This is a genomic window from Butyrivibrio sp. TB (genome assembly GCF_900110805.1).
GTDB lineage: Bacteria > Bacillota > Clostridia > Lachnospirales > Lachnospiraceae > Butyrivibrio > Butyrivibrio fibrisolvens_C.
Genome location: NZ_FOER01000001.1, coordinates 181,424 through 197,143, shown reverse-complemented (window position 1 = coordinate 197,143; position 15,720 = coordinate 181,424). Strand labels below are relative to the sequence as shown.

Annotated in this window: 10 protein-coding genes; 1 reads left to right on the top strand and 9 read right to left on the bottom strand. The window is 39.9% G+C overall.

Annotated elements, in window-relative coordinates:
* Positions 1 to 222: 222 nt before the first annotated feature.
* The 9 genes from BMX21_RS00880 to BMX21_RS00840 form a co-directional block, all read right to left on the bottom strand.
* Positions 223 to 1,560 (bottom strand): DUF4153 domain-containing protein, encoded by a 1,338-nt coding sequence (locus BMX21_RS00880; RefSeq protein WP_143057187.1) that lies wholly within the window; start codon positions 1,558 to 1,560, stop codon positions 223 to 225.
* A 62-nt stretch (positions 1,561 to 1,622) separates the two neighbouring features.
* On the bottom strand, positions 1,623 to 1,838 hold the full coding sequence (locus BMX21_RS00875; protein WP_022754408.1) for a helix-turn-helix domain-containing protein: 216 nt from the start codon (positions 1,836 to 1,838) through the stop codon (positions 1,623 to 1,625).
* A gap of 11 nt (positions 1,839 to 1,849) precedes the next feature.
* Positions 1,850 to 2,341 (bottom strand): DUF2975 domain-containing protein, encoded by a 492-nt coding sequence (locus BMX21_RS00870; protein ID WP_027207101.1) that lies wholly within the window; start codon positions 2,339 to 2,341, stop codon positions 1,850 to 1,852.
* A gap of 354 nt (positions 2,342 to 2,695) precedes the next feature.
* On the bottom strand, positions 2,696 to 3,877 hold the full coding sequence (locus BMX21_RS00865; RefSeq protein WP_027207102.1) for a hypothetical protein: 1,182 nt from the start codon (positions 3,875 to 3,877) through the stop codon (positions 2,696 to 2,698).
* A gap of 237 nt (positions 3,878 to 4,114) precedes the next feature.
* The gene (locus BMX21_RS00860; RefSeq protein ID WP_092040155.1) at positions 4,115 to 6,139 is read right to left on the bottom strand and encodes a diguanylate cyclase domain-containing protein; all 2,025 of its coding nucleotides are present in this window, start codon (positions 6,137 to 6,139) and stop codon (positions 4,115 to 4,117) included.
* Positions 6,140 to 6,385: 246 nt separating this feature from the next.
* A complete protein-coding gene (locus tag BMX21_RS00855; protein WP_092040151.1) occupies positions 6,386 to 9,196 on the bottom strand; it encodes a glycoside hydrolase family 3 protein in 2,811 nt (936 codons plus the stop codon).
* A gap of 91 nt (positions 9,197 to 9,287) precedes the next feature.
* Complete coding sequence (locus BMX21_RS00850) at positions 9,288 to 10,247, bottom strand: carbohydrate ABC transporter permease (protein ID WP_207647631.1); 960 nt, start codon at positions 10,245 to 10,247, stop codon at positions 9,288 to 9,290.
* Between the two features lie 21 nt (positions 10,248 to 10,268).
* Positions 10,269 to 11,204: an ABC transporter permease gene (locus tag BMX21_RS00845; protein ID WP_027204011.1), complete on the bottom strand. Its 936-nt coding sequence runs from the start codon at positions 11,202 to 11,204 to the stop codon at positions 10,269 to 10,271.
* Between the two features lie 275 nt (positions 11,205 to 11,479).
* Complete coding sequence (locus BMX21_RS00840; protein WP_092040148.1) at positions 11,480 to 13,759, bottom strand: helix-turn-helix domain-containing protein; 2,280 nt, start codon at positions 13,757 to 13,759, stop codon at positions 11,480 to 11,482.
* A gap of 269 nt (positions 13,760 to 14,028) precedes the next feature.
* Between BMX21_RS00840 and BMX21_RS00835 the strand changes: the two genes are divergently transcribed.
* Positions 14,029 to 15,657 (top strand): extracellular solute-binding protein, encoded by a 1,629-nt coding sequence (locus tag BMX21_RS00835; RefSeq protein WP_092040143.1) that lies wholly within the window; start codon positions 14,029 to 14,031, stop codon positions 15,655 to 15,657.
* The last annotated feature ends 63 nt before the right edge of the window (positions 15,658 to 15,720 follow it).

Sequence of the window (15,720 nt, the reverse complement as noted above, 5' to 3'; positions counted from 1 at the left end):
GATAGATGATAATTTTTATTCTGCCCGGGGGCCACCTGGCTGAGAGAAGCGAGTTTGGACCCAAGAATAAAAGTTATCAGATATCATGCCATGAATTTATAAAACAATTAACAGCATGGCAATGTTTTATTATCTGTTTGCTCTTGGGCTTTATGCCCTCACAAATTTTTTGCGGATACTGCACCGTCCAAGCGGGAAGGCCTTGCTATGCAGTTCAGCCTCTTAGAAATTACCGCACACAGTAAGTGAGAATGTCACTGCTGCAAACAGGATTCCGATCTGTGCTGCAGGTATTTTCTTATAAAGTCTTATAAGTATAAGGATGCACCAGCTGATGACATTGACAACTACCCATGAAGATAGTATACGCCTTGGCGTTATCCCGTATACGGCAATGTATACACCTACAAGGTTCCATGCTGCAAGCAGTGCAAAGCAAAGTGCGAATACAAACAATACCGTTGCAAGGATCCTGGTTCCACTTTCAACCCACAATGCTTTCTTTGAGAAAAAGCATGAAGCGAACATGATAACCATATTAAGACCGACTACTCTTATAAGCTGCCAGAAACTTCCTACAGCTTCTCGTGATGCCTGCGGTGCAGTTGCTGCGATACTGCCGCTCATCACATCTACAAATGCACTGACAAAAAAGATAGCATACAATACGCATACACTTCCAATGATGATATATGCAGAATATGAAGGAAGCCTGTGATAGGATTCTTTTTCAAGCTTCTCATCTGTTACAGAATCTTTTTTCATTCCAAGTGAACCAGCTACAAGTCCATACAGCCAGCATCCTACCGGTATAGAGAATAAAAAATAACAAAAGAAATCATCAAAGAAGGAATAAACCAAATCAGATATTGTATCTATCGAAATTATATTTATCATAAAATTGGTAATACCATTGCCAAGTGCTGCAAATGTCTCAGATACTCCTATAAGCTGTGAAAAAGCATATCCGCAGACCACCAAAGCTATGATAACGCTTACTATGATGATTCCAATATCAGTTTTAGCAATTTGCTTTTTAACTTTAGATCTAACTGATGTATGCGAAGTTCTTGCAAACAGCTTCTGCGCACTTAAGATAAAGTTGCTAAAAGGGATCACCACCATGCCTCTAAACGCATCCAAAGGAAAAAAGATACCGCTTCGGCCAGCAACAAGAACCCCCATCCTGCTAAGCACGTAGTATACGATCGTAAAATGCCAGATGCAAAACTGATAGAACCACCAGTCATCATGAAGCCCATAAATGCAAGCAGCCACAGACTGGATGATGATACATCCTATAAGGATAGCCGGCTCTATTACAGACCTTCCTGCTTCTTTAAGTTTTGCATAAGTATTGCCCATAAGATATGCAAAGCCTTCTGTAAAAGCAATAAATAAAACTGCAAAAAATGGTACATGCCACTTGATATACTCATGGCCTATATAGTTGCCTTCAAAAAAATCATTAATAAGCACATGCTTAAGATAAAAATAGCCTATTACAAAACTAACGACTGCAAAAAACTTATAAACTTTAGCTTCAGATATTTTTTCCATATCGATCTCCAATCTGTCATACTGACTTATAAAGCCAAAGAGATCGTGCTCCCCCAAAACTCTTAAGCATTCTCCTCATCCTCAACATATTCAAGAATATCTCCGGGCTGACACCCAAGCTCCTTGCATAACGCATTAAGCGTAGTGAATCGGATGGCTTTGGCTTTATTATTCTTTAGGATTGAAAGATTGGCCGGAGTTATATCCACTCTGTCTGCAAGATCACCGGAGCTGACATGTCTCATCGCCATAACTACATCCAAATTAACTCTTATCATGGCTTTTCTCCTTATACTGTATAATCCAGTTCGTCTTTCATTTCCACTGCCTTGGCAAATGCGTTCATGACAACTCTGATGATCGCTGTCATAAATGCAGCTGCTGCAAAGATAAGCAGAATAAAATATCCGCAGGTTATCCCCATGATAAAGGTAAGAATGCATGCCATAAGCACCACATTGCTGATGATCTTCAATGATCTGACATTGCGCTGGGAAAAGACTTCATCGTTATCTATCCTACATACAAGCATATACAGCTGGTATAGCATTACGAATAAAATAACAGCACAGATATACCCAAGTACTATAATCATCCAGAATCTGGGATACCCTATGAACCATGGTGAGTTAAATACTCCGTCATGTGATTCCAAGGTCACATATCTTACGATCCTAGGTCCAACGATACATACCAGTACCGATGCCAGTGAAAGCACTATTATGAATACTTTCGTTACCTTTACGCTCATAGATGAGCCTGCATTATTCTGTTTGTCCATAATTTCCTCCATGGAGATTTATTTGAGCTCTGAGATTATAATAGAACTCGCAGAATCGATTGTCAATATATTTTTATCGTTATTCGATATATTTTTATTGAGAATCAAAAAATTATATTACCTGTCCATTCGTTAGAGTGTTACCATCACAGCATCACAGCCATCACAGCCCATCACAGCCATCACAGCCATCACAGCCATCACAATTATATGCCCTCCAGTTTGTCCCACATATACTTTAGAAGGTCTTCACAAAGTTTGATTATCCTAAAAAAAGACGCAGTCTGTGGACACCACCAAAGACTACGTCTTTCTTTATTATTATAAGAAGAACATGTACATTTATGTTATTTATTATTCGTTTTCACCATCATGGAATGTAAATGTATCTTCATGAACCATTCCTGTATCTTGATTAGTAACAACTACTGTAACCGAAACAGTACCATCGCCATTATCCTCTACAACAGTACCATAGTCATACGTTGAATCTTCTGTACCATTTTCATCAACTCCGATATTGAATTCATATTCTTCACCATCTTGTGTTACTTGAAGAACGCTCTCATTTGTACCTGTTGATCCATCTGAAGTAGTAACATCACCTTCGATATTTGATGAATCAGCTATTTGCACACCACGGCCCACTGCCATATTTCCCTGTTCCGGAACACCTGTAGCACTATAATCAGGATCGGATGAATTTTTAGCTATTTCATTAAAGTAATCAGGAGAAAACACCTCAATCTCTAATACAGCAACCATATTATCAATATCTTCATCCTCACTAGTAGAATTACTATCATCTGTTTCAATAACATATCCTGCTGGTGCTTTTAAAACATAAATATTTACACCATCATTTGTCTTAAGCGTTCCAAGCTTTACGTAACCTTCTGGAAGACTAACATTGCTTGGTGCAATAACATATGATTCTCCAGTTTCAGGATTATTTACAACTACTGATCCGCCCTGTGCGCTCGCAGTTTCAACAGCCTCCTGAACAGTTTCATAATCTGTTGTTTCAAGAAGTTCTGAAGCATAATAATAACTCGCATCAACAACTTCATAATTACCAAAGAAAGGAACTATAGCAATGCCATTTTCTTTACAATCCTCAACTGTTGTAAGTGTACGACCTTCTGCCTGTCCAAAATTGATGTAATGAATATAATAACTGAGAATATCATCTCCATAAGCTTCCAGTAAATCTGGATATGCACTTGCATATGCTATTGGGTCAAAATCTGGCCAACCTTTTCTTCCTTCCCAAATACCACACTTTATAAAGTGTTCAAAAAGATCCTCAGGATTTGTACCAAGTACATCTACAACATCCTGATTATTTTCAGCATAGTAATTAGCATCAAAGAAATTTTTTAATATAGCTTTAAACTCTTCATTGACTACACCATATTTAACCTGAGATGAATTATTTGCCTGAGTAAGACTAGATGCCTCTGCTGTGATTGTTGTACCTGCTGCCCCTGCCAACGACATTGCAAAAGCTAGAGCAATAAAACTTTTTCTTTTCATTTTTCTCCCCTTTTTCAATATTCATCAAGAAAAATTTTAGATTTTTTCTCTTGACCGAAAAGCATTTTAATTGTTTTCAAATTATTTGTCAACACCAAAAACAAATAATTCACATTCTAAAATCACAACAAAACAACCACGTATTTCCTTCTATCAGCCTTAGAATCTTCATCTTAACGAATTTACATATATCAATAATCATCTATACTTTGGAAAGAAAAAAGCAGGTAGATTTCTCTACCCGCTAGATTCCATTTCTTTTAACTTTTGCTTATTTTCATACATTTGCTTGTCTGCCCGTTCGAAGACTTCAGATACAAGCTTGTCCTTATCTGGGTCATACTCAGCCATACCTGATGCTATGACTGCTCCCTCGCCCTTCTTCTGATTCTCAAGCACCTGGCTTCGAAGTTTTTCTAGAAGTTCATTCCTATTGGCATAGTCACTACCTCTGACAAATGCTACAAATTCATCTCCGCCGACTCTGAATACCGGACTGTGGGCGAATACAACACAAAGGAGCATCGCAGATGCCTTAATATATTCATCTCCTGTCACATGTCCAAGGGTATCATTGATCTTCTTAAGATTATTGGCATCACATACTACAATCGCATAAGGCAGGTAGTCCATACCATGATCCATATTGTACTGAACAGACTCTTCAAGCTCTTTATATGCGTTTTTGTTTTTAACTCCTGTAAGTTCATCGCGCCTTGCAAGCTCTTTCTCTGTCTTAAGCGCCATGAAATGCTCCTGCTCTTTTTTGACCTCTTCATCAATATTCTCAACACCTATGATGAAATGGGTTCCATCGCTACTCTTACGGGCGATCATCCTGGTGTATTTGACAACGCCGGCTACTACGATCCTGTAATTAAGTGTGTAGCTTTTGTAAGTTTCTAAAGCTGTGATCATCTTGTCCTTATCAAGGAATTCTTTTACCATATCACGATCCTGCTCATGAATGATAAGGGGGATATTGGTATAGCATTCTCCAAAGAAATCATCCCCGGACTGCCCCACCTGTAATTGCCCGAAGATATTGTTGATCTCAAAGCTGACATAGTTAGAATTCTCAATGACAACATAATATATAGCATCATAGTTGGATGCAAGACTTTCTGCTATCTGACTGAAAGTAACTGTCTTTTTCTGAGTTTCAGATATTTCTTTTTCTGCTCTAAGTTCATCTTCTATATCTTTTTCATACAAGATGATATGACTGCCATCGCCTGCCGGCATATATGTAAACAGGAAGAACCTCGGCGTATCTGCTACAACAACTCTGAATTTGAATGAAAATGATCTTCTGTCTTTGATATTCTCACTTATCGCTTCTTTGGTAAAAAAGTTCTCGGCATACTCTTTATCTTCGGGATAAACTGAATGTTTTATATTAACTATAGCATCATGATAAAAATCTTTGCCTACATAGGATCTGTCAATAGAGTCATATTTGGGATTTCTTGCAAATTCCATATACTCTCCGGTCTCTATATCAAAATAGTATATAGCTTCATAATCCTGCGCCATCACTGATGCTATATTATCCTGGATCTTTTTCTCTTTTTTATGACCTGCTTCTACATACGAGTGAACCACGCAGGTTCCTACCATAAGTCCCATAATGTATAAAGGGAAAAATGATGCCAGTATCTGAAAGAACATTGACACACCAAAGATCAAACTCGATATAGCAACCGCCATATATCTGATACGTTTACGACCGGATGTTCTAAAGGCTATGAAGAGCTCGTATACAGAAATTATCACATAGTAAATAAGTACAATAGTAAAGATCAGATATCTACCATGAGTAGCTACATATCTGTGATTTTCATCAAAATAGAAAAGTAAATGATAAAATCTATTTAACAGCAGGCTTATAAGGCCCAGAATAAACATGACCCATGTTGAATATAGAAGCACCTTGCCTCGGATGCTGCCATCCCTGTCAAGATAAGCTACTATATAGCGGGTCCAGTTCAACATAGTAAGGAGTATAAAGATAAAATAGAATATGGTAATCGAGTAAATTACAGGAAAAAGCGAGGCAACATCATGATAATCGTATAATAATCCCCATAAGATCTCAATAATATAAAAGTCGCTAATAGAAGCAAGAAAATGGCTATAGCGTAGTTTGATCTGCTCTACCTGATCCTTGGTACCTGCTTTAAATCTAAAAGCTTTGATATATTCCCAGTTCAGTATTAAATTCACTATGAGCGCCAAAGCAGCAATCACTGAATAATACATACTGTTATTGGGCCTCCTGGGTATAGAATATGCATCAAAACAGCAATCTGATCATTTTCTATACCATCATCATTAATCATATACTTTTTACAAACAACACCAAAACTGTATATAGTATATCGGCAAAAATATAAAAATATGAACACACAAATAATCAATAACAAGTGTAAAGTTTGTATATCAGGAGAAATACAAGCTCTACACTTGTTATATAGTCTAAATTCTTTATATATTTAAGCGTGCATATCAGCCAAGTTCAGCGATGCCTCTCTTAAACTCTTCTTCCATATTCTTGGTGACTACTACCCTTGCAGATTGAATCTCAAGACCACCCTGGGCAAAATAGAGCTTCAAATAGAAGTTACCGACAAATGAAGGATACAGATTGACTTTGATAGTCTGCCACTCTTTGTCCATACCGGTAAGTGTCACAGTCTTTATAAGCGACTTGTCCTGGAAGATAGATACAGGAAGCTGTGCTACATCAGGCTGGTTGTCAGCACGGACCACAAGTTCCAGGTCCATAAGGCACTTACACGGTGCTGTGAGTAGGAAAGTTGTTGCAGCGCCCTTGGCAACTACTATCTTAGAAGCATCAAGCTCTGTCACGTCAGAATTCATCTTGACTTTGATCATATCCTGAAGCTTGGCATCATCTTCTGATACTGCATCCTTGAGCTCTATATCAAGCTCTGATTCCTCACCCAGCATATGTCTGTATACAGGAGTCTTAAGGATAAATCTCAAGATATTAGCTGCATTTCTTGCAAGTTCTGCTCTTGTAAGAGTCCCTGACTCAAGGGCTGTCTCAAGATTATCCTTATTGGAGTTATCTTCTGCGCTGCTATTGACCATGTTAAGGTCATTCTGAGCTCTGACCTGAGAAGCTACGTTGGCATAATCTCCGGGTGCACCGGCCTCATCATTGCCCATAGCCCACCAGTCAGTCATTACGATACCGTCAAATCCCCATTCATTTCTAAGAACAGTAGTTAGCAGATCATAGCTGCTGGCAGTCCAGATGCCATTTACAGGGCCATATGTACTCATGATGGCTCTTGCACTTCCTTCTCTTACTGCTATCTCAAAAGCTTTCAGATATATCTCTCTAAGAGCTCTTTCTGACATTACATTGTTGACTGTATGTCTCTTAAACTCCTGAGTATTGCCTGCAAAGTGCTTGATAACACCTGTAACATCATATTTGTGAAGTCCCTTGAGCTGTGCTGCAACAAGCTTACCTGTAAGAAGAGGATCTTCAGAAAAATACTCAAAGTTTCTTCCATTAAGAGGACTTCTGTGGATGTTCATTCCAGGTCCAAGGAGAGCATCTATCCTGTGTCTTCTAAGATCTAGTGCTTCCCATCTAAAGAGGGCTTCATTGATATCTTCATTAAAAGTACATGCAAGGCAGGTTCCATTAGGAAGAGAGAATGCATGTGTTCCGCAGTCCATACGGATACCGCTAGGACCATCAGAACAGCCGGCAACAGGTATGCCAAACCCCTTAAGGCTGTCTGAGACACCGCCAAAAGCTCCGGCTATTCCTGCTGTTACCTTAGGAGAGCACATTCCTTCGCCTCTTACCATAGTGCACAGATCCTTGTCAGACAGCTGTGATATAAATTCTTCAAGAGTTACTTTACCTGTTTCTACGTCTCTAAGCTTATATCCCTTGTCGCCAGTGTATACGTTATCTTTAGGGAGCCTTTCAGATCTTTTTACATTAGGATCAAGTGTCCTTGTAGGAGCATCCTCATATACTTTTACGAAAGTATTATTTTCAACTCCGGGAACAAGGCGCTCAAAGTCCTGAACAGGCGCATAAGCTTCTTCTAACTGCTGCATGACATAGAGCTTATCAAGTTTTACGCTTCCAACTACATCTGCGCTTCTGACATCACTTCCTGCATAGAATACATAGTTTCCTTCTTCGCATACGTATGCAGATTTATGACCTGTGATACCGCTATCATCATAGGATGAGAGATAATACCACGGAATCGTGAATTTAAGCTCCTGGCACTCTCCGGGTTTTAAGATATCAGTTTTGCCAAAAGAGCATAAGGATCTTGCAGGCTTACCAAGCGCTCCCTGAGGTTCCTGTACGTAGACCTGCACTACTTCCTTACCGGCTATATCTCCTGTATTGGTAACTACTACACTTATCTTCACCCCATCTTCCATATCATAGTCAAAAGAATCGTAAGCTATCTTAAAGCTGGTATATGAAAGGCCGTAACCAAAGGGATATAATACCCTATCTTTGGCAAAAGTCTCAAAATATCGATATCCGATATAGATGTCCTCTGTCTGTACGTTCTTCTTGTCAGATCCGAAATTCTCAGTTGAAGGATAGTCATCAATATCATAAGCAATAGTATCTGATAATCTACCTGAAGGATTGACAGCTCCTGTTAATATATCGCATACAGCATTGCCGCCTTCCTGTCCGCCCTGCCATACATAGAGTATAGCGTCAGGATCTATATCTGATGTCCACTTCATATCGATGATATTACCTGTATTTAGAAGGACTATAGTTCTATCAAAAGCACTTCTTACTTTCTTAAAAGCATCAAGTTCCTCATCAGTCAGAAGATAGCTTCCCTGCTCGTTCTTATTGTCCTGGTCTTCTCCGGCAGTTCTGCCTATGATGAATATAGCTGCGTCTGATTCTGAAGATGCTGTAGTTACCATATCATCTGTAAGCGGCATTTCTTTTTGAAACCATGGTTCTGCTGCCCATCCTGCTCCTGTATCGAAGGGGTTTTGCTGTACAAATTCTTCGTAAGCTCTTCTAACGCCTTCATTGACAATAAGATCTTTGGAAGCTGCGATAGCTTCATAGATTCCAACTACATAGTCTACGTTAACAAGTCCTCCTGAACCTGTTCCGCTTTTATAATAGTTCATCTGGCTTCTGCCAAATACTGCCACTTTTGTTCCTGATCCAAGAGGAAGTGCATTGTTGTCATTTTTGAGCATTACAATGCCTTCTGCGGCTGCTGATCTGGCAGTCTTTTTAAATTCCTCAATATTCCATGTCTTACCCATAAAAAATCTCCTTGGTATATTTAATACGTATAGTACGTGTATACCTTTTGTTTAATACTTCTTTTAAAACTAATATACATTTTTATAAGTATCAGCCCTTAACGGCTCCGACCATAACGCCAGATTCGAAGTATTTCATAACAAAAGGATATACAACCAGCATAGGCGCACTAGACACTATTATAACAGCATATTTGACAAGTTGCTTAAAAGCATTGGCATCAGATACCGCATCCAGAGTCGTCATACTGGAAGCTGTATTGGCATCATTGACTATAAGTATCTCTCTAAGTACCAGCTGAAGCGGAAAGAGCTCACGATCCTGAAGGTACATAGATGCCTGGAACCATGAGTTCCAATGAGCGATTATATAATAAAGAGCAATTGTTGCAACGCTTGCCTTTACAAGTGGAAGCAGTACCTGGAATATAACAGTCAGATCTCCCGCTCCGTCAAGCCTTGCAGACTCTTCCAAAGCAGGCGGAACTGTCTGGAATGCTGTCCTCATGATGATAAGATTATATGTAGATACGCAGGCAGGCAGGATCACAGCCCATCTTGTATTTAGAAGTGCGAGCTTTTGCATGATGATATATGAAGGAACTATGCCTCCTCCGAAGATCATGGTGAAGGATATCAGCATCATGATAGTATCTGCAAAGAGCATATCTCTTCTTGATAAAATATATGCTCCTACTATAGTTACGATAAGTCCTATAACAGTTGCTGATGTAACATATATAAGCGTGTTGCCAAAGCCTCTTACAAGATCCTTGTTATTAAAGACAAGCCTGTATCCGGTGAAGTTGACCCCATGAGGATACAGCACAAGGCCGCTCTTTGTATTAAGCCAGTAAGGATCACTTATTGAGGAAAAGAAAACATGTATGACCGGAAGTATGAAGACGATAGCCAGTACCGTCAGCAAAGTATAGTTGAAAACAACGAATATCTTTCTTGATACGCTGCTTTTTATTTTATTTTCCTTGGGAGTAGAATAAACTGTGCTTATTTTATTTTGGTCCATAGTTTCTATTGATGCAGTACTCATTTTCAAAATTCCCTCCTATCATCAGAACAAAGAAGTCTCTGTATATTTGCGGCTCAATTTATTGGTAGTAACAATAAGAACAAGATTGATCAGTGAATTAAAAAGACCTACCGCAGTTGAATAGCTGTAATCGCCGTCCATAAGACCTTTTCTGTACACATAAGAAGCGATAATATCAGCTGTGTCATAAATCTGTGAATTGTACATAAGGATAGTCTTCTCATAGCTTGATGCCATAAGCATACCTACGCGCAGGATGAGCATGATAATGATAGTCTGGCTGATTCCCGGAAGTGTGACATGGATGAGCTGTTTCCAATGACCTGCTCCGTCTATCTTGGCTGCTTCATAGAGCTGCTTGTCAACGCCTGAAAGAGCTGCTATATACAGAATAGTTCCAAAGCCAAGTCCCTGCCACAGATCTGATGATATATAGATCGTCCTCCAATAAGATGCTACGCCAAGGAGGTTCTGAGATTTACCTGTAATTGCTGTCATCAATGTTCCAAGAACACCTGTTGTCTTGCAAAAGTCAACTACTATACCACATACAACGACCATTGAGATGAAATATGGCATGTAGCTTAAGGTCTGAACTGTCTTCCTAAAATGTTTATTAGCAATATCATTGATAAGAAGTGCCAGGATAATAGTTAACGGAAAGCCTATCAGAAGACTCCAGCCATTAAGCAGTATGGTATTTCTGATCAGTCTCCAGAAATAAAAAGATCCGAAGAACTCAGTAAAGTTCTTAAATCCCACAAACCTTTTAAAAAGACTTCCGAAGATACCAAACTTGGGCTTATAGTCTGAGAATGCCATTAGAATACCTGACATTGGCAGGTAAGCAAATATAACATAGTACATGATCAGCGGAAGCGCCAGAAGATACCGCTTCCAGTTTCGTTTCATATCTTTTGCTACTGCTTCTTTTGTGAATTTCTTTTCTTTTGCCATTGTAACCCTCCCTAAAATGATAATCCTACGCTGTTTTGTACTATACGTTCTCCCACAAAATCGAGAAGTTTCAGCTGGTGACTCTACAATAAGTCAAATATCGTTCTAAAAACAGAACCAGCTTTTGATTTTGAGATGCGGAATTTGCTTTTGAAGAAGGGACAATTTTTGATATCAAGGCTTACTTTTAGACATATGCTATGCACCATCCATGGCTCCTATGCTTGCTGGGCAGGCACAGGAGCCATGGATGGTGCATGTTTTGCAGGTGTGTTTTACTGTTTTTTGCTGTCGCGATAAGAGCCGGGGGTGGTTCCCTCGTACTTTTTGAAGGCTCTGGTTAGGGCTTTGGCATCAAGATATCCTGAGCCTACAGCAGCGTCATTAACTGATGCGCCCTCTTCTAAGAGCTCTTTGGCCTTGTCTACTCTGAGTTTCTGGATATATTCCAAAAGGCCTATACCTATAACACTCTTGAAGGTTCTAGACAGATGCGATACCGTAAAGCCGTATTCATCTGCGATTCCGGATACAGACAAGCCTTGATCTATGTAATGCTCTTGGATGTAGACTTGTACGTCATCCATCCAGGCAGGCATACTCTCTTTTTCCTGAGATTCCATATAGTCAATTATGGATGAGAAGATGGACTTACTGATCTCGCGGAGTTCTTCCATGCTGGTTACTGTCATAAGTCTTTCTTCATAGTTTAGCGATTCCAGAAAATCTGCATCCGCCTTGCCCATTCTTGATGAGATGGACATGGTAAGACTTGCAGCAAGTCCGTACATACGATAGATATTCTGCTTGAGATAGCGTCTATTGTGAGGGAACGTCTGGCTTATGTAGGTATCCATCATCTGATAAGCCTGCTTGAAGTTACCTGCTTCGATATAGTTCATCATCATACGCACAGTATCAGAATACTCATTGAAATCCACCATTTCAGAGGGGCTGGTATCTGTCTCCATAACCCAGATGCTCTGGGAACTTCCGGCATCTCTCCAGAATATCCTGTAATCAAGCTCGCTCCTTATATTAAGATAGATCTCACGCACGTTTTTAAAACTGTTATATATTTCACCAAGGAGTATATATATCGGCTCTCCCATAGTCTGATCATAAAAACTGCGCATTCTTTCAAGTTTTTTCTCAAAATTAATTTTATCTTCCCTATCCGGAATTTCGTTACCTGGCAAAGGCGTGAATACGATATAATCATTACCATATTTATAGACTCTGCATTCATCTGAACCAGTCAGTTCATCTATTATATTCTTTAGTGTAAAAGACATAATATCTTTGTCCGCAGACTCTACAGATAGAGCTCCTTTTTCTTTTAAAAGAGCTCCTTTCTTGTCTTTCTGTGGCCTGACAAGTACCATAGACCAATATCCGCCCTCTTTAAGCCCTATGTATTCGCTGAACACTTTGATGGCAGCTTCCTCAGAGGTTATATCGCCATCTAATATTCTTCTGATACGGTTTTCATCCATATAAGGCTTTAGTTTAGATACATTCCTTTGCATCAGGGAATTCTCAGTCATGATCTTAGAAACCTTATTATTGACCTCTCTGAAAGTCTTCATGAAACCTGCATCATCTTTTTCCTGAATTACATCCAGTAGTTCCTGCAAAGGTTTCCACAGTCTTGTAGCAGATTTGGCTGACATATATATCATGATCAGCACAGCGCCGATGATCTCTATCTCTAATATGATCCAGAATATTGTTATCGATCTGTAAAGGCTGTTCTTCTGCTCTCCTACAAAGACGCGCCATGGCATCGTTGAAAGCTGCGTTCCTACGTAGTAGTATCCATCTTTTTCCAGAACATCTTCCGTAAGTTCCCCGGTATCTTCTGAGAGATTCGCTCCCGCACAGTCCGTAACATATACAGAGCCATCGCCGTCATACAAAGCCGTAACCGATCCGTCCGCTTCATAGGGCACGATCTCGCTTACAAGACATTCAAAGCCTATTACAGCTTTTTTCTTGTAATGATCATCATAGACATTGAACATGACCCAGATTCTGCCGTCTGCAAAAATTGACCCTCCGGTGATCCCGGGAAAATCCATGATCTTATCAAACTCATCAGTTGTCATTCCAAGACTACTGATGTAGGAGTCTATAACCTGCGAATTCCAAAGCCTTGTTGTCTCTGTAATTATGGAATCTGTGTCATTATAATAGATAAAAGCCTCTTTGATAGTGCTCCTGTGCATATTATCAAGCAGTAACTGGCGAAGCTGCGCCAGTTCATGGATGTCAGCTCCCAGCTCCTTTTGCGACATATCAAGTGACCTTACAAGTTCTCTGTCAGAAGCAATATTTCGAAGACTCGTGATAAGCTGCGCAAACTCCTTATCAATACTTACCGCAGTTATCTGTGTCCTCTGTTTTGCAATCGACTCTATATTGTCACTTATTACCTTGTAATTATAGAAATGCACCGCCATGGATCCAACCAGGATGATACCGCAGATGACCAGATACGAGCACATTATAGACCTAAAGATACTACCCCCAAAAATACTTTCTCTTTTTTTCATATTGCAACTATCCCCTAAATACAAATATAAAAAATTGATATCAAAACTTGCCAAGTCATTGTATCATATGGCTTAGATATAGTAAAAAAGAAACAGCTCATAAATCAATAACTGAGACCTTAGATCAATTTTTGGGTGCTGGATTTCTCAAAAATATCCCCGCCTAAAAAAACTAGCCCTTGTCCGGACGTTAGGCCAAAAATTATACTAAGCTCAGCAAGTCGACAAGCGGTGCAACACTATATAAGAGGATTTTAGGAGGGTTATATATGAAAAAAAGGAGAATCGCACTTTTATTATCACTTATCATGACAACAACTGCTCTTGCAGGATGCGGATCTACCGACGGATCAGATAATGGGGGATCCGGATCAGGATCAGGCAGCGAAGTTGTAGATGTGAATTCTGAGTTTAAGCTTCCACTTACAGATGAAAAAGAAACTATTACCGTATTTATGCCCAATGATCCAACAGCAATGGCCAAAAACGGCGGTGATTACAACAACAATCCATTTTTTCAGGAGCTTGAAGAGCGTACCAATGTACATATAGAATGGCAGGTTCCTGCTGCCCAGACAGAATCGGAGCAGTTCAATCTTCTTTTTACATCAGGAGAGCTTCCGGATCTTATGTACTACTCACAGACGGGTAACATCGTATACAAAGATGGCCTTGATGCAGCAGTAGATGATGGATATTTCCTAGATCTTACTGATCTTCTTCCCAAGTATGCTCCTCACTATCTTGCAGCTTTGGAAAGCGCAAGTGAAAATGTGCAGAAAGCCGCTGTCACAGATGAGGGCCGCTACGTTCAGATCTATTCTGTGCTTCAGACGTCACAGCCTTCATTCTTCGGTTATGTAGTACGTCAGGACTGGCTTGACGAGTGCGGTCTTGATACGCCTGAAACCTATGAAGACTGGGAGAACATGCTTAAAACTTTCAAAGACAAGTACGGCGCTGCTGCCCCTCTTAGCACAGTTCCTACATGGCTTTGGAACCTTGGATATGGCATGGGAGTTTACAATATCACAGATTTCTATCAGGAAGACGGCAAGGTTAAACAGGCCCTTCTGGATGAACCTGAGAAAGTCCGCCAGTTCCTTACACTTTTGAACAGATGGTACGAAGAGGGTCTTCTTGATCCTGACTTTGCATCAGAGACCAATTTCTGGGGCAACTCAGTTCTTATGGCCAACAACAGCACAGGCGTTACCTGCACTATGTATACCATGCCTTCTGCCCTGTTCCTTCCTTCCATGAATGATGACAATGCTTCCTTCTCAGCTATTAAGTATCCTGTTGAGAACAGAGGCGATGAATTAAAGGCCGGATATGTAGTTCCTGATACTACTAACTCATGGGTTATCTCAGCTGACTGCAAGAATCCGGAACTTATCCTCAAGTGGATCGACTATATGTACACAGAAGAAGGAGCTCTTTTTGCTAACTATGGTAAAGAAGGTGAGACCTTCAACATGGTTGATGGAAAGCCTGTATACACTGATGTGATCTCTAATAACGCAGATGGTCTTTCATACGATGAAGCAATGCGCCTTTATACTTATGTTCCTTCATGGCCGGGTGTATCCTATGACTGGGAGAGAGAGCTTCAGTTCGTATCTGAAGAAGACTTTAATATGTGCTATGTGTGGGATGACTTCGATCACGAGGCTACATACTATCCGTCATATGCATCCCTGAATCTTGAAGAGACTTCCGAGTACTCTGATATATTCTCAGATCTTAGTACTTATATTCAGGAGAATCTCCTTTCCTTCGTAACAGGTTCTAAAAGCCTTGATGAATATGATGAATTCATCGAAACTGTAAAGAGCATGAACCTTGAAAGAGTCGTAGAATTAAAGCAGTCCGCTCTCGACAGATTTAATAACTAAAGAATCATTTTCCTTCCTTTTGTCGCTGCGGGCTGCTATAAAGCCTGCAGCGACTGCATTGTA